The sequence below is a fragment of the Pseudomonas sp. MAG002Y genome, from assembly GCF_019400845.1.
Lineage (GTDB): Bacteria > Pseudomonadota > Gammaproteobacteria > Pseudomonadales > Pseudomonadaceae > Chryseomonas > Chryseomonas luteola.
Map to the genome: position 1 here is coordinate 1 of NZ_WOEJ01000014.1, position 24542 is coordinate 24542.

The 24542-nt window shown below is 50.3% G+C and carries 24 protein-coding genes, 5 tRNA genes and 1 pseudogene; 9 read left to right on the forward strand and 21 right to left on the reverse strand.

Annotated elements, in window-relative coordinates; genetic code table 11:
- Positions 1 to 846 precede the first annotated feature (846 nt).
- Together GM154_RS18615 and GM154_RS18620 are read left to right on the forward strand one after the other, a co-directional pair.
- On the forward strand, positions 847 to 1797 hold the full coding sequence (locus tag GM154_RS18615; protein ID WP_219653029.1) for an IS481 family transposase: 951 nt from the start codon (positions 847 to 849) through the stop codon (positions 1795 to 1797).
- 470 nt (positions 1798 to 2267) lie between these two features.
- Positions 2268 to 3428 carry a tyrosine-type recombinase/integrase gene (locus GM154_RS18620; protein WP_219653030.1) on the forward strand — a complete coding sequence of 387 codons (1161 nt, stop codon included), beginning with the start codon at positions 2268 to 2270 and terminating at the stop codon, positions 3426 to 3428.
- Between the two features lie 79 nt (positions 3429 to 3507).
- Here the strand turns inward: GM154_RS18620 and GM154_RS18625 are convergent.
- The 16 genes from GM154_RS18625 to GM154_RS18700 form a co-directional block, all read right to left on the reverse strand.
- Positions 3508 to 3584: transfer RNA gene (locus GM154_RS18625), tRNA-Pro, on the reverse strand.
- 67 nt (positions 3585 to 3651) lie between these two features.
- Entirely contained in the window at positions 3652 to 4008 is a 357-nt protein-coding gene (locus GM154_RS18630) for a MerR family transcriptional regulator (protein WP_010794557.1), read from the reverse strand.
- Positions 3989 to 4291, reverse strand: a complete 303-nt coding sequence (gene ihfA, locus GM154_RS18635) for an integration host factor subunit alpha (protein WP_010794558.1) — start codon at positions 4289 to 4291, stop codon at positions 3989 to 3991. Before ihfA ends, GM154_RS18630 begins: the two co-directional genes overlap by 20 nt.
- A gap of 3 nt (positions 4292 to 4294) precedes the next feature.
- Complete coding sequence (pheT, locus tag GM154_RS18640; RefSeq protein WP_219653031.1) at positions 4295 to 6673, reverse strand: phenylalanine--tRNA ligase subunit beta; 2379 nt, start codon at positions 6671 to 6673, stop codon at positions 4295 to 4297.
- Between the two features lie 17 nt (positions 6674 to 6690).
- A complete protein-coding gene (gene pheS, locus GM154_RS18645; RefSeq protein ID WP_219653032.1) occupies positions 6691 to 7695 on the reverse strand; it encodes a phenylalanine--tRNA ligase subunit alpha in 1005 nt (334 codons plus the stop codon).
- Between the two features lie 94 nt (positions 7696 to 7789).
- Positions 7790 to 8146, reverse strand: a complete 357-nt coding sequence (gene rplT, locus GM154_RS18650; RefSeq protein WP_010794561.1) for a 50S ribosomal protein L20 — start codon at positions 8144 to 8146, stop codon at positions 7790 to 7792.
- A 26-nt stretch (positions 8147 to 8172) separates the two neighbouring features.
- The gene (gene rpmI, locus GM154_RS18655) at positions 8173 to 8367 is read right to left on the reverse strand and encodes a 50S ribosomal protein L35 (protein ID WP_010794562.1); all 195 of its coding nucleotides are present in this window, start codon (positions 8365 to 8367) and stop codon (positions 8173 to 8175) included.
- Positions 8368 to 8428: 61 nt separating this feature from the next.
- Positions 8429 to 8980, reverse strand: coding sequence for a translation initiation factor IF-3 (gene infC, locus GM154_RS18660; protein WP_010794563.1), 552 nt, complete (start codon positions 8978 to 8980; stop codon positions 8429 to 8431).
- Positions 8980 to 10902 carry a threonine--tRNA ligase gene (gene thrS, locus GM154_RS18665; RefSeq protein WP_219653033.1) on the reverse strand — a complete coding sequence of 641 codons (1923 nt, stop codon included), beginning with the start codon at positions 10900 to 10902 and terminating at the stop codon, positions 8980 to 8982. Before thrS ends, infC begins: the two co-directional genes overlap by 1 nt.
- A 666-nt stretch (positions 10903 to 11568) precedes the next feature.
- Positions 11569 to 11655: transfer RNA gene (locus GM154_RS18670), tRNA-Leu, on the reverse strand.
- A gap of 125 nt (positions 11656 to 11780) precedes the next feature.
- Positions 11781 to 11854, reverse strand: a tRNA-Cys gene (locus tag GM154_RS18675).
- A 41-nt stretch (positions 11855 to 11895) separates the two neighbouring features.
- Positions 11896 to 11971: transfer RNA gene (locus GM154_RS18680), tRNA-Gly, on the reverse strand.
- 64 nt (positions 11972 to 12035) lie between these two features.
- Positions 12036 to 12593, reverse strand: a complete 558-nt coding sequence (gene pgsA / locus GM154_RS18685; RefSeq protein WP_010794641.1) for a CDP-diacylglycerol--glycerol-3-phosphate 3-phosphatidyltransferase — start codon at positions 12591 to 12593, stop codon at positions 12036 to 12038.
- Between the two features lie 32 nt (positions 12594 to 12625).
- On the reverse strand, positions 12626 to 14452 hold the full coding sequence (gene uvrC, locus GM154_RS18690) for an excinuclease ABC subunit UvrC (RefSeq protein ID WP_074824369.1): 1827 nt from the start codon (positions 14450 to 14452) through the stop codon (positions 12626 to 12628).
- A gap of 1 nt (position 14453) precedes the next feature.
- Complete coding sequence (uvrY, locus tag GM154_RS18695; RefSeq protein ID WP_010794643.1) at positions 14454 to 15098, reverse strand: UvrY/SirA/GacA family response regulator transcription factor; 645 nt, start codon at positions 15096 to 15098, stop codon at positions 14454 to 14456.
- Between the two features lie 132 nt (positions 15099 to 15230).
- A tRNA-Ser gene (locus GM154_RS18700) sits at positions 15231 to 15320 on the reverse strand.
- 124 nt (positions 15321 to 15444) lie between these two features.
- Between GM154_RS18700 and GM154_RS18705 the strand changes: the two genes are divergently transcribed.
- The 7 genes and pseudogenes from GM154_RS18705 (at position 15445) to GM154_RS18735 (ending at position 19510) form a co-directional block, all read left to right on the forward strand.
- Positions 15445 to 16113 (forward strand): Bax inhibitor-1/YccA family protein, encoded by a 669-nt coding sequence (locus GM154_RS18705; RefSeq protein WP_010794644.1) that lies wholly within the window; start codon positions 15445 to 15447, stop codon positions 16111 to 16113.
- 46 nt (positions 16114 to 16159) lie between these two features.
- Positions 16160 to 16552: a sulfurtransferase complex subunit TusD gene (gene tusD, locus GM154_RS18710; RefSeq protein ID WP_037029544.1), complete on the forward strand. Its 393-nt coding sequence runs from the start codon at positions 16160 to 16162 to the stop codon at positions 16550 to 16552.
- Positions 16552 to 16911, forward strand: coding sequence for a sulfurtransferase complex subunit TusC (gene tusC / locus GM154_RS18715; RefSeq protein WP_219653034.1), 360 nt, complete (start codon positions 16552 to 16554; stop codon positions 16909 to 16911). The genes tusD and tusC overlap by 1 nt, the downstream gene beginning before the upstream one ends.
- Positions 16908 to 17207, forward strand: a complete 300-nt coding sequence (tusB, locus tag GM154_RS18720) for a sulfurtransferase complex subunit TusB (RefSeq protein WP_037029547.1) — start codon at positions 16908 to 16910, stop codon at positions 17205 to 17207. Before tusC ends, tusB begins: the two co-directional genes overlap by 4 nt.
- Positions 17204 to 17518 (forward strand): TusE/DsrC/DsvC family sulfur relay protein, encoded by a 315-nt coding sequence (locus tag GM154_RS18725; protein ID WP_219653035.1) that lies wholly within the window; start codon positions 17204 to 17206, stop codon positions 17516 to 17518. The genes tusB and GM154_RS18725 overlap by 4 nt, the downstream gene beginning before the upstream one ends.
- Entirely contained in the window at positions 17515 to 18486 is a 972-nt protein-coding gene (locus GM154_RS18730; RefSeq protein WP_219653036.1) for a glycosyl transferase family protein, read from the forward strand. The genes GM154_RS18725 and GM154_RS18730 overlap by 4 nt, the downstream gene beginning before the upstream one ends.
- A 29-nt stretch (positions 18487 to 18515) precedes the next feature.
- Positions 18516 to 19510, forward strand: a pseudogene (locus tag GM154_RS18735) (glutathione S-transferase family protein).
- Here GM154_RS18735 and cysG read toward each other — a convergent pair.
- The 5 genes from cysG to lolA are packed head-to-tail and all read right to left on the reverse strand — an operon-like array spanning position 19507 to position 24524.
- Positions 19507 to 20898: a siroheme synthase CysG gene (gene cysG, locus GM154_RS18740; protein ID WP_219653037.1), complete on the reverse strand. Its 1392-nt coding sequence runs from the start codon at positions 20896 to 20898 to the stop codon at positions 19507 to 19509. The pseudogene GM154_RS18735 and the gene cysG overlap by 4 nt on opposite strands.
- Positions 20898 to 22178, reverse strand: a complete 1281-nt coding sequence (gene serS, locus GM154_RS18745) for a serine--tRNA ligase (protein WP_010794652.1) — start codon at positions 22176 to 22178, stop codon at positions 20898 to 20900. Before serS ends, cysG begins: the two co-directional genes overlap by 1 nt.
- Before the next feature lie 13 nt (positions 22179 to 22191).
- A complete protein-coding gene (crcB, locus tag GM154_RS18750; RefSeq protein ID WP_010794653.1) occupies positions 22192 to 22566 on the reverse strand; it encodes a fluoride efflux transporter CrcB in 375 nt (124 codons plus the stop codon).
- Positions 22563 to 23891, reverse strand: a complete 1329-nt coding sequence (locus GM154_RS18755; protein ID WP_219653038.1) for a replication-associated recombination protein A — start codon at positions 23889 to 23891, stop codon at positions 22563 to 22565. Before GM154_RS18755 ends, crcB begins: the two co-directional genes overlap by 4 nt.
- Positions 23892 to 23900: 9 nt before the next feature.
- A complete protein-coding gene (lolA, locus tag GM154_RS18760) occupies positions 23901 to 24524 on the reverse strand; it encodes an outer membrane lipoprotein chaperone LolA (RefSeq protein WP_219653039.1) in 624 nt (207 codons plus the stop codon).
- Between the last annotated feature and the right edge of the window lie 18 nt (positions 24525 to 24542).

Sequence of the window (24542 nt, forward strand, 5' to 3'; positions counted from 1 at the left end):
AGCTAAGCTATTGATCTACAAGGCTTTTTGCTGTTCCGTTGCAGCGGAAGTGGGCGCATTATAGGCCCCTCCGCTCATAGGTCAAGCTTTATTTGAACTGAGCGAAACTCAGGCTAGTTATTTATTGGCTAGCACTATTTAAGGTGCTCGCCCAAAGGCTCTACACGAAACACATTATATTAACACGAGGCAATTCTTTAGAACACTTTTACTAAACTGAACGGCATACTTGCATTATGCAGCACAGACAGCCCAAATATATTCGTCTGAGCGGGCCCTCATATAGGAGTTACCAAAGTAGAAAAATTGGCGCATCAACAAGTATTCGAAGAAAGCCTAGTATCGATACAACTTTAAAAGGAGTAGCTTAATACTTTCCAAACTAAGGGACTTACCAATAAGAGTCGCGATTAACCTTTACTTTAGACGACATAGCTGCCTCTGCGGCCTTGGCACCGACTCATTACACACAACCAAAATCTATATCTACAGCTTAACAGCCCCGCTTTTATAAGCAGACCCGGTATGGTGAATCACAGATATGTTAGACTTACCTCTCCGTGAACAGTCAAAGTCCCTACCTGTATCCATTTGAACTTCGGCGCTTAAGAGCCAGCATACACGTCTATTTCAATGCACACATCAGCCTTAAAAGGCTAGAAAAGTTATGGGGCGTTCTTCTTGCTACTCAAGCACAGGCAGAAGCACCTATTCACAAAAACGGAAATCTTTAGGATTAAGCTTTAGATCTCCCACTTACCATTTGAAATAGTCTTTATCGAGAACTAGGTGTTTGGTCCCAGGGAGAAAGGGTTTATGGTATAGACCTCTATCGGAGGAGGATCCATGGCTCAAGTTCTACACAAACGCGCCACGACCACGCACGCCATCCGAGCGGAGTTACAGCGATCGCAGGATTCGATCGCGACGCTAAGTAAGCGTTACAACTTAAACCCCAAGACCGTGATCAAGTGGCGTAAGCGCAACTCGGTTGAAGATCAGCCCATGGGACCTCGGGAGCCGCATTCGACCTCCCTGACCCTGGCTGAAGAGGCCGCTGCGATTGCGTTCCGGCAGAAGACGTTGCTGCCTCTGGACGATTGCCTGCATGCCTTGCAGCGCTTCATACCCAGGCTTTCGCGCTCGGGCCTGCATCGGCTCTACCAGCGACACGGCATCAGCAACCTCCCGCGCTCAGCTGAGCCGGTACGTGAGAAGAAAGCTTTCAAACGCTATCCGCTGGGCTATCTGCCTATCGATATCACTGAGGTGCATACCGCAGAGGGCCGGGCCTATCTCTTTGTGGCGATCGATCGCACGTCGAAGTTTGTGTATGCCGAGTTGCACACGCAGATGATGCGCAACGATGCGGTCGACTTTTTGGAGGCCACACTTAAGACATTACCTTATAAGGTGCATACGGTACTCACCGGCAACGGTATCCAATTTGCCAAGAAGGTCGGTACTGAACGCTACCGGGCCCATCCTTTCGATGTGGTCTGTTATCGGCACGGCATTGAACATCGGCTAACCAAGCCCTTCCATCCCTGGACCAATGGCCAGGTTGAGCGCATGAACCGGACGATCAAGCAGGCCACCACCAAGGCCTTTCATTATGCCTCGCTTAAACAGCTGCAGGAGCATATAAAGGATTATCTGTGGGCGTATAACAGCGCTCGTCCGTTACGTGCCCTGAAAGGGCAAACACCGATTGGCTTTATCCTCGGGCAATGGCACAAACAACCACAGCTCTTTTTAACCGACCCAAACCCCTTCTTCCCGGGACCTAACACCTAATGTCTTCTCTATATCATGATCCCTCATAATATCGTTATCCATATCTGAATAATGGATTATGTCACTGATATCTAATCTCTTTAGCGCCTCTTGCTAGAGGCTCAAGGTGCTCGAACTTTCCATACACTTCTTCATAAATCCATCGTTTTTCGCGCCACGGTTTAACTCCTGTCCGGCGCTCGCTACGGGCGACTTACTGCCCCGTAACGCCTTTCCTTTCAATCGCCGCCTGTTCAACGTACGCATCTGCCCGGGCATCCAACTCTTCTCGGTCGAATCCGACGCCCCGTATTCCTATGGGAAATTCCCTAACATGGGCCTTACTGTCTTGTTGAGCTCATCCCGGCACATGCCGAGGTAGCTCGGCGCGTCACTGGCTCGGATAAATCGCGGGAGATAAGCTGGCTGGCCTATAGGTTTGTCTCCTGCAAGGCAGGTGTATATAAAGGAAGGAAAGTTATAATCAGCCAATGCGGACGAAGGTCATCACAGGTCTCTCGCAAAGGAACAGGATCTGGCACATCGATAAAAAGGTTGACGGAATACGACTTTATGAAAGCACCAGAGTCAGTGACCGGCAAGAAGCCGAGCGTTATCTGATCCACCGCCTGGAGCAGCTTAGACAGCAAAAGGTATACAGGATCAGACAGGTAAGGCTATGGGAGGAAGCCGCAGCACAGTTCATCAAGGAGTTCGAGGATCAGCCGTCTATTCAGTTGACCGTGCAGTATCTGAAGCAGCTACACCCCCTTCACTGCCTTAACAACATTGACGACGAAGCGCTTGAGCCGTTTATCAAGCACAAGCTGGAAGTGGACGGTGTATCCGCCAGGACGGTGAACATCGCGCTCGAACGAGTAATCAGGATCTTGAACCTATGTGCTCGCAAGTGGCAGGATGAAGAGAAGCGGCCATGGCTGGATGCTGTGCCCATGATCAAGAAGCAGGATGAGGCAAAGGCGGCACGCAAGCCCTACCCGCTTTCATGGGAGGAACAGTCGATTCTCTTCGCCGAGTTGCCCGACCATCTACGGCGCATGGCCTTGTACAAGGTCAATACCGGATGCCGGGAGCAGGAGGTGTGCAAGCTTAGGTGGGAATGGGAAATCAAGGTGCCAGAGATTGGAACCAGCGTATTTCTGATTCCGGCCGGCTTTGGCGGGAGGCATGAAAAGGCGGGAGTAAAGAACGGTGATGAGCGATTGGTGGTGCTCAACTCCGTAGCGATGTCGGTTATTGATGAGCAGCGTGGTCTACATCCAGGCTGGGTGTTCCCTTATGGGGTATCAGACGGACAAGGACCTACCGCAGTACATCGAATGAATGACAGCGCATGGAAGAAGGCCAGGGTCAGAGCAGCTGACAAGTGGGAGCAAATACACAAGACCAGTGCTCACCCTGGGTTTCGGTCAATCCGAGTGCATGATCTTAAGCATAGTTTTGGCAGACGGCTTAGGGCAGCAGGCGTAACCGAAGAAGATCGCAAGGCACTATTGGGCCACAAGAACGGAAGCATCACCAGTCACTATTCCGGCGCGGAACTAGGACAGCTGATTGACGCAGCCAACAAGGTATCGGCAACCGACTCACGCGGACCGGTCCTTACGATTTTGAAGAGGAAGCAGGCATGAAATCATGAGAAGTCACGCAAAATTCACGCACACAAAAAAGGCCAGTCGTCTCTAACTGGCCTCTAATGCTGATGTTCATTGGTCGGGACGGAGTGATTCGAACACTCGACCCCTTGCACCCCATGCAAGTGCGCTACCAGGCTGCGCTACGCCCCGACTGTATCCCTTGCGAGATGGCGAATATCTTAAGCTAAGGTTTTGATAAATGGAAGGTTTTTTTAAATTATTTTTGAAGAACTCCCAAAACGTCCTCTAATTCGCTAATCATTTGCTTTATTAGCTGGCGATACTGGGTAGTATCATCCTTAGCATCATCACTCGACAACCTTAGACGAGCCCCGCCTATGGTAAAACCTTGGTCATAAAGCAAAGCCCTGATCTGGCGGATCATAATGACATCTTGTCGCTGGTAATAACGACGATTACCTCGCCTTTTTACCGGGTTAAGCTGAGGAAACTCTTGCTCCCAATATCTAAGGACATGGGGCTTTACCAAACAGAGGTCACTTACCTCACCAATAGTGAAGTATCGCTTACCCGGTATAGCAGGTAACTCATTATTATGGCTTGGTTCCAGCATACGCTTCTACCCTGGCCTTAAGTTTTTGCCCAGGACGGAAAGTCACCACACGGCGTGCCGTGATTGGTATCTCTTCACCTGTTTTAGGATTGCGTCCGGGGCGCTGACGCTTGTCTCGCAAATCAAAGTTACCAAAACCTGATAGCTTAACCTGCTCGTTCTGCTCTAAAGCATTTCGAATTTCTTCGAAAAACAACTCTACTAGCTCCTTGGCCTCACGCTTATTCAGACCAAGCTCCTCATAGAGACGTTCAGCCAACTCAGCTTTCGTCAGAGCCCCCATACGCTATTTCCTTAATGTGGCGTTGAACCTTTCTTCCAGGGAAACGAGGATTTTCTGTGTCGTTTCGTTGATTTCTTCATCAGTAAGAGTGCGTGATGGATGCTGCCAGGTCAAGCCAACTGCAAGACTTTTTCTAAGCGGATCAATGCCCCTGCCTTGATATACGTCAAACAGTCTTAAATCAACCAGATACTCGCCAGCCTTGTCCCGTATAATCGACAAAACATCCGCCGAAGATACCTCTATATTCACTAGAATTGCCAAGTCTCTGCGTACTTCTGGATAACGTGACAGCTCTTGGAAACGCGGTAGGCATCTCTGCTCCGCCTCACCTAGCAACACTTCAAATACATAAACAGATTGATCTAAATCCAAAGCTTTTAATAGCTCGGGATGTAATGCTCCCACATAACCCACCAGCCGGCCGTCACGCTCAATGCGTGCAGTCTGTCCAGGATGCAGCGCAGGATGCTCTGCCGCGACAAAGGTAAAATCACCTGCACCCTCACCGCAACCTAACAGCGATTCAACATCGCCTTTGATATCGAAAAAATCTACACGCTCAGAACCAGCGTTCCAGCTTTCTGGAGAGCGCGGCCCCGAAATCAGACCAGCCAAGACACGCTCTTGCGCCAAATCATCTAGTGAACCGACAAAACGAAGCCCTGACTCAAACAAGCGCACCCGACTCTGCTGGCGATTAAGATTGTGCTGCAGCGCCTTGACCAAGCCCGGCCAAAGCGAAGCGCGCATAGCAGCCATATCTTGAGAAATCGGATTAGCCAACAATACTGGATCAAGCGTTGGCGAGAATAGCTTGAATGTCTTTTCGTCTATGAAACTATAAGTAATAGCTTCCTGATAACCCCGAGCAACCAGCTGGTGTCGAAATTGCGAAAGGCCAGTACGCGCCTCGGCATATCCTTTTGGAGCCAAGCGTGCTTGTGGAAAACGAGTCGGAAGGCGGTTATATCCGTAAAGGCGCGCCAATTCTTCTATCAAATCGACTTCGATTGCTATGTCGAAACGATGGCTAGGAACGCCAATTTTCCAGTGATTTTCATCAGTAGACTCAACGGTCAATGCAAGACCTTTCAACAGGCGCTCAACTTCATCACTCTCAAGACGCAGACCTAGCACTTGCTCGATGCGCTCACCACGCAAAGTAATAGGGGTCTTAACAGGCAGATGCTCAGCACTTGCTATCTCTATCACCGGACCTGGTTCGCCGCCGACAATATCTACCAGTAGGGCTGTAGCGCGCTCCATTGCACGACGAGGCAGATCAAAGTCTACTCCGCGCTCAAAGCGGTGCGAAGAGTCAGTGTGAAGACCATAGGAGCGTGCCTTACCAGCAACAGCAATAGGATCGAAGAAGGCGCTTTCCAGGAACAGATCCGCGGTAGTGGCGCTTACACCACTGTATTCCCCCCCCATGATCCCAGCTATAGCTAGCGCGCGCTCATGGTCGGCGATAACTAACGTATCCGGGCGAAGAGTAATCTCTTGGCCGTCTAACAGAACCAGCTTCTCGTCGGACTGCGCTAAGCGAACACGAATGCCGCCCTTGATCTCGTTGAGATCAAAAGCATGCATAGGCTGCCCAAGCTCAAGCATAACGTAATTAGTTACATCGACTGCAGCATCAATGCTACGAATCCCGGATCGCCGCAGGCGCTCTACCATCCATTGTGGCGTAGGGCGAGAGAGGTCAACATTTTTTAGCACACGCCCTACATAACGAGGGCAAGCAGAAGGCTCAACAACCTCAATTGGGCGCACATCTTCTATACTTACTTGTGCAGGAGGAACATCAAGCGCATGCACCGGGACGCCATAGAGCGCACCAACTTCACGAGCGAGGCCGGCGATTGATAAACAATCGCCGCGATTAGGCGTTAGATCAACGTCTATAGAAACGTCGTCCAACCCCAAGTAATCACGGAAATCCTTGCCTACCGGTGCATCTGACGGCAGTTCCATCAGACCTGCATTATCTTCTGATACGCTCAACTCACTAGCAGAACACAGCATGCCTTGAGACTCAACGCCGCGCAGCTTGGCTTTCTTTATAGTGAAATCACCTGGCAACTTGGCGCCAATCATAGCGAAGGGAATCTTTAGACCAGCACGCACATTTGGCGCACCGCATACGACCTGAAACTCTTCCTGGCCATTACTAACACGGCATACATTCAGCTTATCAGCGTCAGGATGCCGCTCAGTAGCGAGCACCTCCCCTACTACCACACCGCTGAACTGCCCGGCCACCGGCTCGACGTCGTCCACTTCAAGACCTGCCATGGATAACTGAGCGACTAAATCGTCCCGAGAAGCCGGTGGACTTACCCAAGATCTCAACCACTGTTCACTGAATTTCATTGTGCCCCCTATTAAAGCTAGCGGAATTGCGCTAGGAAGCGCAGGTCGTTATCGAAGAACAGCCGTAAGTCATTTACGCCGTAACGCAGCATGGCTAGGCGCTCAACGCCCATACCAAACGCGAAGCCCTGATATTTCTCAGGATCGATACCCGCCATTTGCAACACGTTAGGGTGCACCATTCCGCAACCTAAGACTTCAAGCCAGCTAGGGGTCAGCTGGCCGTCCTTATTGACATGTCGACGGATGTCAACTTCTGCAGAAGGCTCAGTGAATGGGAAATAAGAGGGTCTGAAGCGGACCTCTAGGTCTTCTTCAAAAAACTCGCGCAGAAAACCCACTATCGTGCTCTTGAGGTCGGCAAAGCTGACCTTCTCATCAATCACAAGCCCTTCTACCTGATGAAACATCGGCGAGTGCGTCTGATCGGAATCGCAGCGATAAACTCGGCCTGGGCAGATGATACGAATCGGAGGCTGCTGCTGTTCCATGACACGAATCTGCACGGGTGAGGTATGCGTACGCAGTAGACGTGTAGCATTAAAATAAAACGTATCGTGCATAGCACGAGCCGGGTGGTGACCTGGAATATTAAGCGCCTCGAAGTTATGGTAGTCGTCTTCGATTTCAGGGCCTTCAGCCACGCTGTAACCAATACCTGTAAAAAGTCGCTCGATACGTTCCAAAGTACGGGTAATAGGGTGCAAACCACCCGTTTTTTGCCCTCTGCCAGGCAACGTTACGTCAACCCGCTCCGCTGCTAATTTTTCAGCCAAAGCGGATTCTTCTAAAAACTGTTTGCGGGCGTTAAGCGCATCTTGCACACGCTCTTTAGCCGCATTGATCAGCGCACCGACTTTCGGCCGCTCTTCTGCAGGCAGATTGCCCAGCGTCTTCATGACTTGGGTAAGCTCACCTTTTTTTCCTAGGTAGCCAACCCGTAGCTGCTCAAGAACAGTCGTGTCTTCAGTTTGCTGCACGGCCTCCAACGCTTGGCTGACCAGTGCCTCCAGGTTTTCCATTCACTGACTCCAGATACAAAATAGGGGAAGAGCTTTAGGCCCTTCCCCTACTGGTGACGTTACTGTCGGGCCAAGGCCCTGATTGACACAGGGCTTAAGCCAAAGAAGCTTTAGCTTTCTCGACAATCGCAGCGAACGCTACTTTTTCATTTACCGCCAGATCGGCCAGAACCTTACGGTCGATCTCGATGGCCGCTTTCTTCAAGCCAGCGATGAAACGGCTGTAAGACAGACCGTTCATACGAGCACCAGCATTAATACGAGCGATCCATAGGGCGCGGAACTGACGCTTGCGCTGACGGCGGTCACGATAGGCGTATTGGCCTGCCTTGATCACAGCCTGCTTAGCAACACGGAACACGCGAGAGCGAGCACCGTAGTAACCTTTAGCCAGCTTCAGAATTTTTTTATGACGACGACGGGCAATTACGCCACGCTTAACACGAGCCATGAGTTATACCTTTACCTTGTGACCGATTAACGAACGCGCAGCATGCGCTCAACTTTTTGAACGTCAGACGGGTGCATCAGAGATGTACCACGCAGCTGGCGCTTACGCTTGGTGGTCATTTTGGTCAAGATGTGACTCTTGAACGCGTGCTTGTGCTTGTAGCCGGAAGCGGTCTTTTTAAAACGCTTCGCTGCACCACTTTTGGTTTTCATCTTTGGCATGTTCATATACTCCGCATTGGGTGATTACGCATAACCGCAAGGCCTGCCAGTGCCCTGGTGGTTACTTTTTCTTTTTAGGGGCGATGACCATAATTAGCTGGCGTCCTTCCATCTTAGGATGCTGTTCTACGGCACCGTATTCAGCAAGGTCAGCCTCGACCCGCTTTAACAGCTCCATACCCAGCTCCTGGTGAGCCATCTCACGACCACGGAATCGCAAGGATACCTTGGCCTTGTCCCCCTCATTAAGGAAACGTACCAGGTTGCGTAGTTTTACCTGGTAATCCCCTTCTTCCGTCCCTGGACGAAACTTGATTTCTTTTACCTGAACCTGTTTTTGGTTCTTTTTCGCTGCTGCGGTCTGCTTCTTCTTCTCGAAAAGATGCTTGCCATAATCCATGATGCGGCACACAGGAGGTACTGCATCGGCGGAAATTTCCACCAAGTCCAGCTTGGCTTCATCAGCAGCGCGTAGCGCTTCATCAATCGAGACGACGCCAATCTGTTGGCCGTCAGCACCAATCAACCGGACTTCACGAGCCGAGATATTCTCGTTGATCGGAGCCTTGGGTTGAGTTCGCTTATCCTGTCTCATTTCACGCTTAATAGTCATTACTCCAATTCTTGTCGACCGCGACGAGCAACTGCTTGAGCTAGAAGCTCCTTGAAGTCCGCAATAGGCATTGAGCCCAGATCAGCACCTTCACGCGTGCGTACAGCCACGGCTCTTGATTCAACTTCCCGATCGCCTATAACAAGAAGATAGGGAACCTTGAGCAAAGTATGCTCCCGAATTTTAAAGCCGATTTTCTCGTTTCTCAAGTCAGCTTTAGTTCGGAAACCGCTTTGATCAAGAATTTGCACCACTTCGTTAGCGAAATCGGCCTGTTTGTCAGTGATATTCATGACCACTGTCTGAGTTGGAGCAAGCCACGCCGGGAAAGATCCCTCGTAATGCTCAATCAAAATACCGATGAATCGCTCAAAGGAACCAAGGATAGCACGATGCAGCATTACTGGGTGCTTACGGCTATTATCTTCACTGACGTATTCAGCCCCGAGACGAGACGGCAAATTAAAATCAAGCTGTAGCGTACCGCATTGCCATACTCGACCCAGACAGTCCTTCAAAGAAAATTCAATTTTTGGACCGTAGAATGCACCTTCTCCCGGCTGCAAGTCATAGGCCAGCCCTGCATGATCAAGCGCCGCAGCTAATGCTGATTCTGCCTGATCCCACAAGTCATCTGATCCAACACGCTTTTCAGGACGGGTAGAAAGCTTCAGTTGTATATCAGTGAATCCGAAATCAGCGTAAACCGCCAAAGTAAGCTTAATGAAAGCAGCCGCCTCTTCCTGCATTTGGTCTTCTGTGCAGAAAATGTGGGCGTCATCTTGAGTAAACCCTCTGACACGCATAATGCCATGTAAAGAGCCTGATGGCTCATTACGGTGACAAGCGCCGAACTCTGCCAGACGAAGAGGCAGCTCCTTGTAACTCTTGAGCCCCTGATTAAACACCTGCACGTGACACGGGCAGTTCATTGGCTTGATAGCATAGTCACGACTTTCCGATTCAGTCGTAAACATATTGTCGGCATAGTTAGCCCAGTGGCCGGACTTTTCCCAAAGGGAACGATCCACAACTTGTGGCGTACGGATTTCGGAGTAGCCGTTCTCATGCTGAATACGGCGCATGTACTGCTCAAGCGCCTGATAAACAGTCCAGCCGTTAGGATGCCAGAACACCATTCCTGGCGCCTCTTCCTGAGTATGGAAGAGATCCAGCCGCTTGCCCAGCTTGCGGTGGTCACGTTTTTCAGCTTCTTCAATGCGCTGAATATAAGCTGCCAGCTGCTTTTTATCGGCCCAAGCCGTACCATAGATACGCTGCAGCTGTTCGTTTTTGGAGTCGCCACGCCAGTAGGCACCAGACAGCTTCGTTAGCTTAAATGCCTTCAAAAATCGGGTATTGGGCACATGCGGACCACGACACATGTCCACATACTCTTCATGATGATACAACCCCATTGCCTTTTCATCAGGCATATCTTCAATCAAGCGGAGCTTGTAATCTTCCCCTCTCGCTTTAAACGTCTCGATAACCTGCTCTCGCGGAGTCATACGCTTGATGACGTCGTAGTCCTTATCGATCAACTCACGCATCCGCGTCTCGATAGCAGCCAGATCATCCAGCGTAAAAGGGCGCTCATACGAGATGTCGTAATAGAATCCCTCATTAATAACAGGACCAATTACCATCTTCGCTGTCGGGAACAGCTGCTTTACAGCATGACCAACCAGATGAGCACAAGAGTGACGGATGATCTCCAAACCCTCTTCATCTTTAGGTGTAATAATTTGCAGGGACGCGTCATGATCAATAAAGTCGCAAGCATCCACCAGACGTCCATCTACTTTGCCTGCCAGAGTAGCTTTCGCTAATCCAGCGCCTATAGACTGAGCGACCTCTGTGACTGTAACAGGATGATCGAATAAACGTTGGCTACCGTCGGGAAGAGTAATAGTGGGCATGGCGCCTCCTTTAACAGTGGTGACCCATACCAAGGGCCACATGGTTCGGATGAGCCAGTAAGCTACAGCATCGAATTATATATCCTACCGAACGATGGCAGGCCTATGCACTTTTCAATTAATCGATGAAGGATCACTGGAGCAACAAAGAATATATATGCTTTCAGAAAATGATTAGCTATACAACCAAGCATTAGGCCATACCTAAAAATATTAGCCCTCCACACCAAGCTAATCAGTCTAGCTACCTAGTGGTTTTCACGCAGCACAACTTGAAAGCAAGCCATCACCTGGGCACTTGATCAAAGATCACTTTTGGCATGCCGTAGCTGTAAAAACTATTGATTGAAACTGAAGAATAGCCAACACAGGCCGATAACTCGCATAACCAAAGCGGGATCGACTTGCCGTGATCATTCCAGACATACCAATTGTAAGAATAAGCCTGAAAGACTACGCGTTGTTAGCAAGGGCGCTAGATTCAACGGTGTTTTCAATTACACTGAAAACAGACGAAGGAAAGCCCATTGCCTGGCGCTTTTCAAAGGGTTACTTCACGAATAAAAGAATGTTTGAGCAGATAGTAGGCCGATTGCCACTATAAAGCAGCCAGACCTTGCCTAAAAAATAAGGGCCTGACCAATCAAGTCAAGCCCTTATTACAACTGGTGCCCGGAGCCGGAATCGAACCGGCACGGAGTTTCCTCCGAGGGATTTTAAGTCCCTTGCGTCTACCGATTTCGCCATCCGGGCGGTAGCGCTCTACACTGAGCATTTAGCTAGGGATAGATAGCACACAATCCAACTTAGCCAGCACAGCGAACAACAAAGTAAAAATAAAAAGCCCTACAGACCGCTAGATCTGCAGGGCTACATAGTGGAGGCCGAGGTCGGAATCGAACCGGCGTACACGGATTTGCAATCCGCTGCATGACCACTCTGCCACCCGGCCTCATAAGCCAACCCCAATTAAAGCGGAGCTGACTGACAAACTGGAGCGGGAAACGAGACTCGAACTCGCGACCCCGACCTTGGCAAGGTCGTGCTCTACCAACTGAGCTATTCCCGCGTCTTGGTGACGGGCGCCATTCTATACAATCCAACGACGCTGTCAACTCATTGATTCAAAAAAGTTATTTTTTCTTCGTTATGCTCAGATGCGGCCAAGCCGCAAGCAGATAACTGCACATAGACCAAAGCGTAAGCGCAGCCGCAATGATCAGAAGAACATACCCTGTCAAAACCCAGAACGTCAGTTGAGGAGGATTAGCCAACAGCACAATCAAAGATACCATCTGCGCCGCTGTTTTCCATTTGCCAAGACTAGATACAGCTACTTGAGCTCGCGCCCCTAATTCTGCCATCCACTCACGAAGGGCTGACACTACAATTTCTCGACCAATAATAATGGTAGCAGGCAACGTTAACCAAATAGTGGCATGTTCCTGCACCAGAAGCACCAAGGCCACCGCAACCATGAGCTTGTCAGCAACCGGGTCCAGAAAAGCTCCGAATGGAGTACTCTGTTTCCATCGACGAGCCAAGTAGCCATCCAGCCAATCAGTAAAACTAGCCAAGGCAAACACTGAACTCGCCGCCCAATAGCTCCAAGAAACCGGCATGTAAAACAGAGCAATAAAGAAAGGAATGAGCAGAACGCGCAGAACAGTAAGCAGGTTAGGAATGTTCATTGGCACAGGAAATATATGAATGTCTGGACATTCTACTCACTGTGCAGTGCAGCATAAATCTGCTCAGCTAGTTTTTTGCTAATTCCTGGCGCCTTGGCTATCTCATCGACACTTGCACGATTAAGCTCTTGCAGGCCTCCGAAGTACTTAAGCAGCTCTCTACGCCGCTTCGGCCCTACTCCTGCAACATCTTCAAGTGTAGATGTCCTACGCGCCTTCCCTCTTCTTGCTCGATGCCCCGTAATAGCAAAGCGATGCGCCTCGTCACGAATCTGCTGTATTAGGTGCAATGCAGGAGAGTGACCCGGCAAGCTGAACTCATTAGAGGGATCATTCAGATAGAGCGTCTCCAAACCTGGCTTGCGAGTTACACCCTTAGCCACACCCAACAAGACGAGATCCGGAACCGCCAGCTCTTGAAGCACATCACGAGCCATTGCCAACTGCCCCTTACCGCCATCCACCAGTAAGATATCAGGCATTTTACCCTCCCCATCCTTGAGCTTACTGAAACGACGGGTCAACGCCTGATGCATGGCAGCATAATCATCACCTGCCGTAACACCCTCAATATTGTATCGGCGATAATCAGATTTAATAGGCCCCTCAGGACCAAACACCACACAGGAAGCAACTGTAGCCTCCCCACTTGAGTGGCTAATATCAAAGCACTCCAACCTTTGTGGCGCCTCAGCCAACCCCAACACATCCGTAAGCGCCTCAAAACGAGCAGCCATATGCTGGCGATTAGCAAGCCGAGTATTAAGCGCCTGCTCAGCATTTGTCACAGCCAATTGCTGCCAGCGGGCACGAGTGCCTCGAACACGATGCGAGATCTCAAGACCTCGAGAATGCAATTCGTTAAAGGCACTTATGAGGGTTGGGAAGTCCTCATGAACGGTATTTACGATGACTTCATCGGGCAAATCCCGCTCCATATGAGCAAGATAATACTGTTCCAAAAATGCAAGAAGAACGTCATGGGGCTCCTCCTCAATCGCAACCTGCGGGAAAAAGTTTTTGCTACCAAGAACACGGCCGCCACGCACAGTGATTAGATGAACGCATGCACCACCCGGATTCACCATCGCAGCGATAATATCTACATCCCCGCTCCCACCCTCTATATGCTGCTGATCCTGCACTCGTCGCACTAAGGCAATTTGATCACGCAGCTCGGCGGCCCGTTCAAAATCCAAAGCTATGGCAGCCTTTTCCATAACTGCACTTAGCTCTTCAGCCAAGGCATTGCTGCGCCCCTCCAGGAACATAGCCGAATGACGAACATCTTCAGCATATTCCTCTCGGGAAACCATATTGGTGCACGGACCCTTGCAGCGCTTGATTTGATATTGAAGACAGGGGCGAGTACGGTTTTTGAAAAAACCGTCCTCACACTGGCGCACCATAAATGCCTTTTGCAAGAGATTCAGACTTTCACGGATAGCACCCGCGCTCGGATACGGACCGAAATAGCGGCCCCGTTCCTTTTTAGCGCCTCTGTGGATAGCAAGCCGAGGAAACTCATCCTCAGTTGACAGAAATACATAAGGATAGGATTTGTCATCCCGAAGGAGAATATTGTAAGGGGGGCGTAACTGCTTGATAAGGTTCTGCTCAAGCAGAAGCGCCTCTGTCTCATTCCCAGTAATAGTTATCTCAATCTGGGAAATTTTTGCTACTAACGCGGCTGTCTTGGGAGCCAAGCCAGTTTTGCGGAAGTAACTCGAAAGGCGCTTTTTGAGATTCTTTGCTTTTCCGACATAAAGCACCTTGGAGCTTTCGTCGAACATTCGATAAACACCTGGCCGAGAACTGCAGCCAGAAAGAAAAGCAGAAGGATCAAACGTTTCGGTCATTTCAACTCGTAGCGTCTACCATCCCGTGACGAACTGCTAATAAAGCCAGCTCCACATCACTGGTAATGGAGAGTTTCTCGTAAATACGATAACGATAGGTGTTAACGGTCTTGGGCGACAGGCAAAGCTTATCGGAGATCACCTGAACCTTATGGCAATTAGCAATCATCAATGCGATCTGGATTTCGCGCTCTGAAAGAAGATCAAACGGCGAGCCATTGCTTTGAGGTTGAAAAGACTTTAGCGCTAACTGCTGAGCAATCTGAGCACTTATGTACCGCTGACCGCCAAATGCATGACGTATAGCAGTAATCATCTCCTGGATATCCGCACCTTTTGTAAGATAACCAGAAGCCCCAGCCTGCAACAGACGAGTCGGAAAGGGATCTTCCTCACATGCCGTTACTGCAATGACCTTTACCTCGGGATGACTACGAAGAAGCTTTCGAGTAGCTTCCAAACCGCCGATGCCTGGCATCTTGACGTCCATGAGGACCACATCAGGCTTTAACTCTCTGACAAGCTTTAATCCATTCTCGCCAGAATCTGCCTGACCAATGACCTGAATGCCATCGACATCCGCCAACATACGGATAATACCGGCCCTTACCAGATCATGGTCGTCGACCACCAGCACTTTAATCACCGTGCACCTCATAACGCTGATGCATAAGCCAATTAAAAGCCTAAGACTCGTCTCAAGCTAATAAATGCGAAAGAATGTGTAGCGACTATACACAAGTCAGAGATAAACGCACGATGACTTGGAGCAAGAAGATGGCGGAGGCGGTGAGATTCGAACTCACGGAAGAGTCTCCCCTTCGACGGTTTTCAAGACCGTTGCCTTAAACCACTCGGCCACACCTCCGCAGGTGCGGGCCGCAATATTACCCGAACGAAACACGCTGTCAAACACTTAAATCTATTTTTTTTCAAAGAGTTGTTATTATCTTATGGTATGAATAGGTTTCGACCACATTAGGAGTGTCGTTATGAACGAGCGTCAATATGCCTTCAACCCTGCGGTTGCCGAACGGCGCGACATTAGTCGCACGCTGCGCAACACCTATGCTCTGTTGGGAATGACGCTGGCCTTCAGTGGCTTGGTAGCTTACGTCTCGCAGCAGATGCGTGTTGCATATCCCAACATATTTGTAGTTCTGATCGGCTTTTATGGTCTGTTCTTTCTCACTGTGAAATTGCGTAACAGTGGTTGGGGGCTGGTCAGCACGTTTGCGCTTACCGGCTTCATGGGCTACACCCTAGGCCCGATACTGAATATGTATCTGGGCCTGCCTAATGGCGGAAGCATCATTTCTTCTGCCTTAGGCATGACTGCCCTGGTCTTCTTTGGCCTGTCGGCATATGCACTGATTACCCGCAAAGACATGAGCTTTTTGTCGGGCTTTCTAATGGCCGGATTCTGGATATTGCTAGGCGCAATAGCGCTGTCGTTCTTTGTGAATATCAGCGGCTTGCAGCTTGCGATCAGTGCGGGCTTTGTACTGTTTGCCTCGGCAGCAATTCTGTTCCAAACCAGCGCCATCATCCATGGCGGGGAAGATAATTACATCATGGCTACCATCAGCCTATACGTATCGATATACAATCTGTTTGTCAGCCTGCTTCAGTTGCTAGGCTTTGCCAGCAGCAATGATTAACGAGACGTGCACTGGAGAGGCCCGCTTCGGCGGGCCTTTTTTATTTATGAAATTTGCTATCGTTGTATTTTCCGCACCTCACTCGCCCTCCTCCCGAAGAGCCCTTCGGTTTGCTGAGGCCGTGTTGTCCGCGCACCATGAAATCACTCGTCTTTTTTTCTATCAGGATGGAGTACACAATGCCTCTTCATCCATCGTAACGCCTCAAGATGAGCAAGACTGGGCGGGCCAATGGGGCTTATTCATTCAGCAAAATAAGCTGGATTCAGTCGTCTGCATTTCTGCCGCTTTACGGCGCGGCATTCTGAGCTCGGAAGAGGCTCATCGCCATGGGCGCCAGAGTGCCAACCTTTACGAGCCCTGGCAGCTTTCTGGTCTAGGGCAGCTTCATGAGGCTGCACAGGAAGCCGATCGCCTCATTTGCTTTGGAGACATTTAATGGCAAAGTCGCTGCTCATTATTAGTCGGCAAGCGCCATGGTCGGGCATGGCAGCCCGAGAAGCCCTAGACATTGCCCTAGCAGGCGGCGCTTTCGATTTACCCATTGCCATGCTCTTTATGGATGACGGTATTTTCCAATTACAACCCTCTCAGGCCGCTTCACATCTTGAGCAAAAAGATCTGACCGCTAATCTACAAGCTCTTCCCTTGTTCGGCGTAGACAAACTGTATGCATTGGAAAGCAGCTTACTGGAGCGCAACGTAATGCAATCAACGCTTGAACTGGAAGTTGAGATCCTATCTACCGAAGAGGCTCGGCTGCTTTTAAATCAGCACAACATGGTGATTACACTGTGAAGACGCTTCACCTTATCTTGGCTTCGCCTTTCCAGAGCAGGATGCTAGACAGCGCCCTACCGCTACTTGCGGAGCAGGATGCACTTTTATTAATGGGCGACGCTACATACCTGCTACAAGAAAGCTCGCGAACAGCGGCTCTGCTTGAAACACTTCAAACCGGCGTCAAAGGCTTTGCTCTTCAAGAAGATGTCGAGGCCCGTGGACTCAGAGAAACATCTCGTTTTGAAATGATTGACTATGATCGTTTTGTGGCTCTTTGTGTAGCTTATGACAAGGTACATAGCTGGCCATGACTGCACTCAATGTTGACAAGGAAGGCTATTTACTGGATCTGGAAGACTGGTCCGTTGAAATAGCTGAGGAACTGGCTCTGCGGGAGGATCTCTCTCTAACGCCTGAACATTGGGAAATCCTTCATGCACTCAGAGATTTCTATACTGAGTTCCAGCTTTCCCCAGCTAATCGTCCGCTGATTAAATATATTGCGCAAACCTTAGGTCCCGAGAAGGGTAACAGCCTTCATTTGAATCTCCTTTTCAAAGGAAGCCCCGCCAAGCTAGCAGCCAAGCTGGCAGGACTTCCAAAACCGACTAATTGCTTATGATAATGACGCCTGAAGAACATCCCTTTGCTCAATTCATACGCATACTCGGCAAAGGTAAACGCGGTTCACGCAGCCTAACTCGCGAAGAAGCCCAGTGCGCCATGGGGATGATCCTTGAGGGAAATGTCGAGGATGTTCAACTCGGCGCTTTTCTTATGCTGCTTCGACACAAGGAAGAAAGCGCAGAAGAGCTTGCCGGCTTTACCGATGCTATTCGAGCACATCTCAACGCCCCGACCATTCCAGTAGATCTGGACTGGCCTAGCTATGCAGGTAAAAAACGCCACTTACCATGGTTTCTGCTTGCCACCAAATGCCTGTCATCCCATGGTGTGCGGATTCTGATTCACGGCGGCGGCGCTCATACAGCAGGACGACTATATACTGAGCAGGTTCTAGAAACGCTGGGTATTCATCTTTGTAACGATTGGCACCAGACACAGGAAGCTTTAAATAAAGACCACCTGGCGTTTATGCCACTGGAAAACTGGATGCCTGCCTTGCAGCATATGATCAACTTACGCAACACGTTGGGATTGCGTTCGCCTATTCATTCGCTGGTCAGACTGTTAAATCCGCTCAACGCAACTTGCATCCTGCAAAGTATCTTTCACCCAGGCTACCAACCCATTCACCGTGAAGCCAGCCGCCTATTAGGCGACAAGGCTATCGTGATTAAAGGCGAAGGCGGTGAAATTGAAGTCAACCCAGACAATGATTTTCATCTCTATGGCACAGAGTACGGCACTGAATGGAATGAAGCCTGGCCTGCACTTTCAGAAAGAAGACACGTCAAACCTGAGCGGCTGGATGCCAATCATCTATTGGATGTATGGACCGGCAAAGCAAACGATGCCTACGGCGAACTGGCCGTTCTTTCTACGATAGCCTTGGGTTTGAGAGCGCTTGGCCACAGCCGGGAAGCCGCTCTAGCCAAGGCAAAAGATTACTGGAGCCAACGTCACTAATAGACGGCTCCACAATATGAGAGGAGCCGATGGGCCTATTGATAGAAGGCAAATGGCAGGACCGCTGGTACGACACCGGCGAAGATGGAAGCTTCAAGCGGGAAAGCGCCCAGTTCAGACACTGGGTAACGTCCACTGGTGAGCCTGGCCCTACAGGCGAGGCAGGCTTCGAGGCAGACGCTTGTATATTTCTCTAGCCTGCCCCTGGGCTCATCGCACCCTTATTTTCCGAAAGCTTAAAGGCCTTGAGAGTATTATCGACGTATCCGTTGTTAGTTGGCTTATGAAGGACAAAGGATGGACTTTTGATCAAACGCTCGGCTCAACGGGTGACACACTTGATGAAGCCAAGCGGTTCCTTTATGAGCGCTACCTAGAGGCTACACCTCATTACACAGGTCGCGTTACAGTACCAATGCTTTGGGATAACAAGCATAAGTGCATCGTTAACAATGAGTCTGCCGATATCATCCGCATGATGAATCATGCATTTGACGGACTGACAGGCAACAGCATCGATTTTTATCCAGAACCATTACAGCAAGACATCGACTCACTTAACGAGCTTATCTATGCCAAGGTGAATAACGGTGTTTATAAGGCTGGATTTGCAACAGAGCAGTACGCTTACGAACTCGCCTTTGAAGAGCTGTTTACTACTCTTGATCAACTAGAAAATCGCCTGAGCAGGCATCGCTATCTGACAGGAAAATACCTGACAGAAGCAGATTGGCGACTTTTTACAACATTAATACGGTTCGACTCAGTCTATTACGGACACTTCAAATGCAATCTACGCCGCATTACAGACTACCCTAACCTTCAGGGATGGCTGAAGGAGCTCTATCAGTGGCCAGGCATTGCAGGGACTGTCAACTTTGAGCATATCAAGCATCACTATTATGGCAGTCACGAAACGATTAACCCTAACGGGATCATTCCCAAAGGGCCAGCACTCGACTTAACGTCGCCTCACGATCGAGAGCAGTTGCCCGCTGTAGGTTTATGGCAGCGTGACCGTTAAGGATGCGATTGGCCTTCGAACCAGGCCAGCTTTTCACGCAAGGTTACGACCTCACCTACGATTATTAGCGTAGGCGCATGAACCTCATGGCGCGCTACGAGAACAGGTAAATCTGCCAGCGTTCCCGTAAATACACGCTGACTTGAGGTGGTGCCTTGCTGAACCAAGGCGGCCGGCGTACAAGCGTCACGCCCGTGCTTGATAAGCTGCTCGCAAATGATTGGTAGCCCAACCAACCCCATATAAAAAACCAACGTTTGCCCCGGAGAGGTCAAATCACTCCATGGCAAATCACAGGTGTCATTTTTTAAATGGCCTGTGATAAAGCGTACAGATTGGGCATAGTCTCTGTGCGTCAGCGGTATGCCGGCATAGGCCGCACAGCCACTGGCAGCTGTAATACCCGGCACTACCTGGAATCCGATCCCATGGGCAGCCAGACGCTCAATTTCTTCGCCCCCGCGCCCAAAGATAAACGGATCGCCGCCTTTAAGTCTTAGGACACGCTTACCTTGACCGGCCAGATCAATTAAAAGCTGATTGATTTCTTCTTGCGGAACCGCGTGCTCAGCTCTTTTTTTGCCCACATAGATTCTATCAGCGTCTCTACGACACATATCCAGGATAGCGGGAGCAACCAAGCGATCGTATAAGACTACATCGGCCTGCTGCATGAGGCGTAAAGCCCTAAATGTCAGCAAGTCAGGATCGCCCGGTCCCGCGCCCACCAGATAGACTTCGCCCTTAACGCTTGAGGATGCGTTACAAAGTTTCTCTTCAAGCAAACGCTCAGCTACTTGAGGCTGGCCAGCGAGTACCTTTTCGCCAATTTCGCTTTGGAATACCTCTTCCCAGAAAACGCGCCTCGCCTGGACATCACCAAAACGGCGCTTAACCTTAGAACGAAATTTCTTAGCCAGGCCGGCTAGCTCACCATATGCAGCAGGTATCCAACTCTCTAGTTTGGCTCGTACAAGCCTAGCCAAGACAGGCGCATCTCCCCCGCTCGAAACCGCGACAATCAAAGGTGAGCGGTCAATAATTGCAGGAAAGATAACAGTGCACAGTGTAGGAGAGTCCACCACATTAACTGGCACACCTATCGCCTTGGCTTGGGCCGAAACCTGGATGTTAAGGTCTTCATTATCGGTTGCAGCAATAACCAGGACAGCCCCACCCATATCATCTGCCTGGTAGGGCCGCTCGATCAACGAATCGCCACCATTTTCAATCAATTCTCGCATGGCCGGATGAATGTGTGGCGCAACAACCTTGAGCATTGCCCCAGCATCCTTAAGTAAACGCGCCTTGCGTAAAGCGACCTCACCTCCACCAACAATCAGTACAGGGCGGCCGCTCAGATTGTGAAACAGTGGCAAGAACTCCATCAGCCAATAACCTCAACGCCACCCATGTACGGCTTGAGGACTTCCGGTACGCGAATGGTTCCATCGGCTTGTTGATAATTTTCCAGCACAGCCACTAACGTACGACCCACTGCTAAGCCCGAGCCGTTTAATGTATGTACCAGCTCTGGCTTGCCCGTTTCCGGGTTACGCCACCGAGCCTGCATACGGCGCGCCTGGAAATCACCGCAATTAGAGCAGGAAGAAATCTCGCGATATTTATCCTGACTCGGAATCCATACTTCAAGGTCATACGTTTTGGTGGCACTGAAGCCCATATCGCCAGTGCAGAGAGCAAGCACACGATAGGGCAACTCTAGAAGTTGCAGAACACGCTCAGCATGACCTGTCAGAGCCTCTAATGCCTCGAAAGATTTTGCAGGCTCAACGATATGTACCATTTCAACCTTATCGAACTGGTGCTGACGGATCATGCCCCGCGTATCGCGTCCGGAAGCACCCGCCTCGCTACGGAAGCATGGGGTATGGGCTACCAACTGAATAGGCAGTGCCTTGGTGTCCAAAATCCTGCCTGCTGCGATATTGGTCAATGTGACCTCCGCAGTCGGGATCAGATAAAGCGGACTTTCACCGTCACGCGGAACCTTGAACAGATCTTCCTCAAACTTAGGAAGCTGCCCTGTGCCTTGTAAGGTCTCGGCCTGGACAAGATAAGGTGTGTAAGCCTCCTCGTAACCATGCTCGCCCGTATGCAGATTGATCATAAACTGCGCCAATGCACGGTGTAGACGGGCTATAGGGCCTCGCATCAAGGCAAAGCGAGCACCCGAGAAGCGAGAGGCCGTATCAAAATCCAACCAACCATGAGCTTCACCCAGGGTTACATGATCCTTAACCTCAAAGTCAAAACGCTTAGGAGTGCCCCAACGGCGAACCTCTACGTTCTCCTCCTCGCTGGTGCCTACTGGAACGGACTCATGTGGCAAGTTAGGCAGCCCTAGCAGCAGAGCATCCAATTCAGACTGAATCACGTCCAGCTCACGCTTGGCGGTCTCCAGTTCGCCTCCCATACGGTCCACATCGGCCAGAAGCGGCGCGATGTCTTCACCGCGCGCCTTGGCTTGACCAATGGCCTTTGATCGACTGTTACGTTCAGCCTGAAGCTCCTCGGTACGTGTTTGCACAGACTTGCGAGTTGATTCCAAGGATTCGATGCGCTGTACATCAAGCGTGAAACCACGCGCGGCAAGGCGTTCTGCCACTTCCTGAGGCTGTGTACGTACCAGTTTTGCATCAAGCATGTTTTTTCTCGTATCAGAGTTTTGTCAATGACAGGCCTGCCCACGTAGCAAGCAAACCACCTACGACGCTGGCCGTGGCATATCCAATGGCAAGCAAAGCCTGGCCACCTTCCAGCAAGCGTAATGTATCAAGGGAAAAGGAAGAAAAAGTTGTTAAGCCACCTAGAAAGCCAACGATAAGCCCTGCTCTTAGCTCCGCAGGCACATCAGGTCGAATAAGGAAAAGACCGTATAAAACACCGATCAGCAAGCAGCCCACATAGTTGACGATCAATGTGCCCATGTAGAAATGCTTAGGCCAGCTCGCCGTTATCCAGGATGTCGTGATAAATCGCAACAGAGTGCCTAGTACACCACCCGCTGCGATAGCCAGGATCATGGGCGTCATGGCGCTTTCCGCCGCTGGCGCAGACTGGCCCTATCCAAGTCAGCCAAATGACTGAGCTTGTCACGAATTTTGAGTTCTAAACCGCGCGGTACAGGCTCGTAGTAATGAACCGGCGCCTTATCCTCGGGAAAATAATCTTCACCTGCCGCATATGCATCAGGTTCATCATGTGCATAGCGATACTTCTCACCATACCCCAACGACTTCATCAGTTTGGTTGGCGCATTACGAAGATGTACAGGAACTTCATGAGAGCCATTCTGCCTGACATCTGCCATTGCCATGTTGAATGCTTTGTATACCGCATTGCTTTTAGGCGCACAGGCCAAGTAAACCAAGGCCTGCGCAATAGCAAGCTCACCCTCCGGGCTGCCCAACCGCTCTTGGACATCCCAGGCAGAAAGACAGATTGATAATGCACGCGGATCGGCATTACCGATATCTTCACTGGCCATCCGCACAACACGACGAGCAATGTAAAGCGGATCGCAGCCTCCATCGATCATACGGGCATACCAATATAAGGTTGCGTCGGGATTAGAACCCCGAACAGACTTATGCAACGCAGAAATTTGATCGTAAAACGCTTCACCGCCTTTATCGAAACGGCGGCGCCCATCACCGAGCAAGCTTTGTAAAAGATCCGGGCTTATGTCTGAGCCGTCTTCAGCCAGATCGGCCGCATTTTCAAGTAGATTGAGTAATCTGCGGCCGTCTCCATCGGCAGCGGCCAATAAAATCTTCCGACTTTCTTCTGGAAGGCTTAACCGGCGCTTACCAAGGCCCTTGTCTTCAAACAGCGCTCGATTGGTAAGCTGAGTTAAGGCCTCTTCATCCAGGCTTTTGAGAACATAAACACGTGCTCTCGAAAGAAGCGCATTATTAAGTTCAAAGGAAGGGTTTTCAGTCGTCGCTCCAATAAACAAAAGGGTGCCGTCTTCCACATAGGGAAGAAACGCATCTTGCTGAGATTTATTGAAGCGGTGAACTTCATCAACAAACAATATGGTTCGACGCCCATACTGAGCAGCCTGCTGCCGGGCTATCTCAACAGCCTGACGGATCTCCTTTACACCGGAAAGAACCGCCGAGATCGTCTCGAAATGAGCATCGCTGACTTCAGCCAGCAAACGCGCCAATGTCGTCTTGCCGACGCCTGGTGGGCCCCAGAAAATCATGGAATGCAGCGCGCCCTGCTCCAGTGCTTCTCGCAGAGGTTTTCCTCGGGCAAGCAAATGCTGCTGGCCAACGTATTCGTCCAGGGTGGTGGCACGCATACGAGCAGCCAGCGGCTGAGCCACTGGCGTTGCGCGGAATAGATCCATGGGGCAGGATCACTCCTGAATGACGTCGGCACCTTTAGGAATTTCAAACACGAATTCCGAGGCGTTTACCGGCTCATTCATTTTTACGTTGAAGAACAGGATATTGGTGCGTTGACCGACGCTATCGATCAGCTGCATATCGTTGATTACGTTACCGCGAAATGAGAGGCGCAAGCTGTCAAACAGCGTATCGCTGGTTTTAGGCTTGAGTACAAAATCAGTCAAGTTACCGCTTTGCTTGTAGGTAATTGTAAAACTGTCCTCAATTTTCGACACATCACCGGACAATAGCAACGCAGGCGTCTGGGTTAGGCGCTGATCCAGCTTCTGAATAGTCACCTGCTCAAGGTCTGGATCGTATAGCCATACCTTTTGCCCATCAGACACCAGCAACTGCTCCATGGGAGAGTCTGTATGCCAACGAAAAAGACCTGGCCGCTTGAGACTCAGATTACCCGCAGCCTCCTGAAGACGGGTGCCGGAGCCATCTAGAGTCAGCTGGGAAAAGCGAGCCGTCATAGTCTGCGCTTTCTCCAGATACTGGGAAAGACGGTCCGCTGCATCCGATGCAGCCTGAGCCGAGACGCTTAGAAAAGTTGTAATTGCCAGGGCAAACAAGCGAGTCAATCGCATGGAATTCCTCTTAAACAT

Bases quoted from the DNA above. Each gene is read 5' to 3' on its own strand.
- GM154_RS18615 (WP_219653029.1), top strand. From the start codon at position 847: ATGGCTCAAGTTCTACACAAACGCGCCACGACCACGCACGCCATCCGA.
- GM154_RS18620 (WP_219653030.1), top strand. From the start codon at position 2,268: ATGCGGACGAAGGTCATCACAGGTCTCTCGCAAAGGAACAGGATCTGG.
- GM154_RS18630 (WP_010794557.1), bottom strand. From the start codon at position 4,008: ATGCTGGAACCAAGCCATAATAATGAGTTACCTGCTATACCGGGTAAG.
- ihfA (WP_010794558.1), bottom strand. From the start codon at position 4,291: ATGGGGGCTCTGACGAAAGCTGAGTTGGCTGAACGTCTCTATGAGGAG.
- pheT (WP_219653031.1), bottom strand. From the start codon at position 6,673: ATGAAATTCAGTGAACAGTGGTTGAGATCTTGGGTAAGTCCACCGGCT.
- pheS (WP_219653032.1), bottom strand. From the start codon at position 7,695: ATGGAAAACCTGGAGGCACTGGTCAGCCAAGCGTTGGAGGCCGTGCAG.
- rplT (WP_010794561.1), bottom strand. From the start codon at position 8,146: ATGGCTCGTGTTAAGCGTGGCGTAATTGCCCGTCGTCGTCATAAAAAA.
- rpmI (WP_010794562.1), bottom strand. From the start codon at position 8,367: ATGCCAAAGATGAAAACCAAAAGTGGTGCAGCGAAGCGTTTTAAAAAG.
- infC (WP_010794563.1), bottom strand. From the start codon at position 8,980: ATGACTATTAAGCGTGAAATGAGACAGGATAAGCGAACTCAACCCAAG.
- thrS (WP_219653033.1), bottom strand. From the start codon at position 10,902: ATGCCCACTATTACTCTTCCCGACGGTAGCCAACGTTTATTCGATCAT.
- pgsA (WP_010794641.1), bottom strand. From the start codon at position 12,593: ATGAACATTCCTAACCTGCTTACTGTTCTGCGCGTTCTGCTCATTCCT.
- uvrC (WP_074824369.1), bottom strand. From the start codon at position 14,452: ATGACCGAAACGTTTGATCCTTCTGCTTTTCTTTCTGGCTGCAGTTCT.
- GM154_RS18705 (WP_010794644.1), top strand. From the start codon at position 15,445: ATGAACGAGCGTCAATATGCCTTCAACCCTGCGGTTGCCGAACGGCGC.
- tusD (WP_037029544.1), top strand. From the start codon at position 16,160: ATGAAATTTGCTATCGTTGTATTTTCCGCACCTCACTCGCCCTCCTCC.
- tusC (WP_219653034.1), top strand. From the start codon at position 16,552: ATGGCAAAGTCGCTGCTCATTATTAGTCGGCAAGCGCCATGGTCGGGC.
- GM154_RS18725 (WP_219653035.1), top strand. From the start codon at position 17,204: ATGACTGCACTCAATGTTGACAAGGAAGGCTATTTACTGGATCTGGAA.
- GM154_RS18730 (WP_219653036.1), top strand. From the start codon at position 17,515: ATGATAATGACGCCTGAAGAACATCCCTTTGCTCAATTCATACGCATA.
- cysG (WP_219653037.1), bottom strand. From the start codon at position 20,898: ATGGAGTTCTTGCCACTGTTTCACAATCTGAGCGGCCGCCCTGTACTG.
- serS (WP_010794652.1), bottom strand. From the start codon at position 22,178: ATGCTTGATGCAAAACTGGTACGTACACAGCCTCAGGAAGTGGCAGAA.
- crcB (WP_010794653.1), bottom strand. From the start codon at position 22,566: ATGACGCCCATGATCCTGGCTATCGCAGCGGGTGGTGTACTAGGCACT.
- GM154_RS18755 (WP_219653038.1), bottom strand. From the start codon at position 23,891: ATGGATCTATTCCGCGCAACGCCAGTGGCTCAGCCGCTGGCTGCTCGT.
- lolA (WP_219653039.1), bottom strand. From the start codon at position 24,524: ATGCGATTGACTCGCTTGTTTGCCCTGGCAATTACAACTTTTCTAAGC.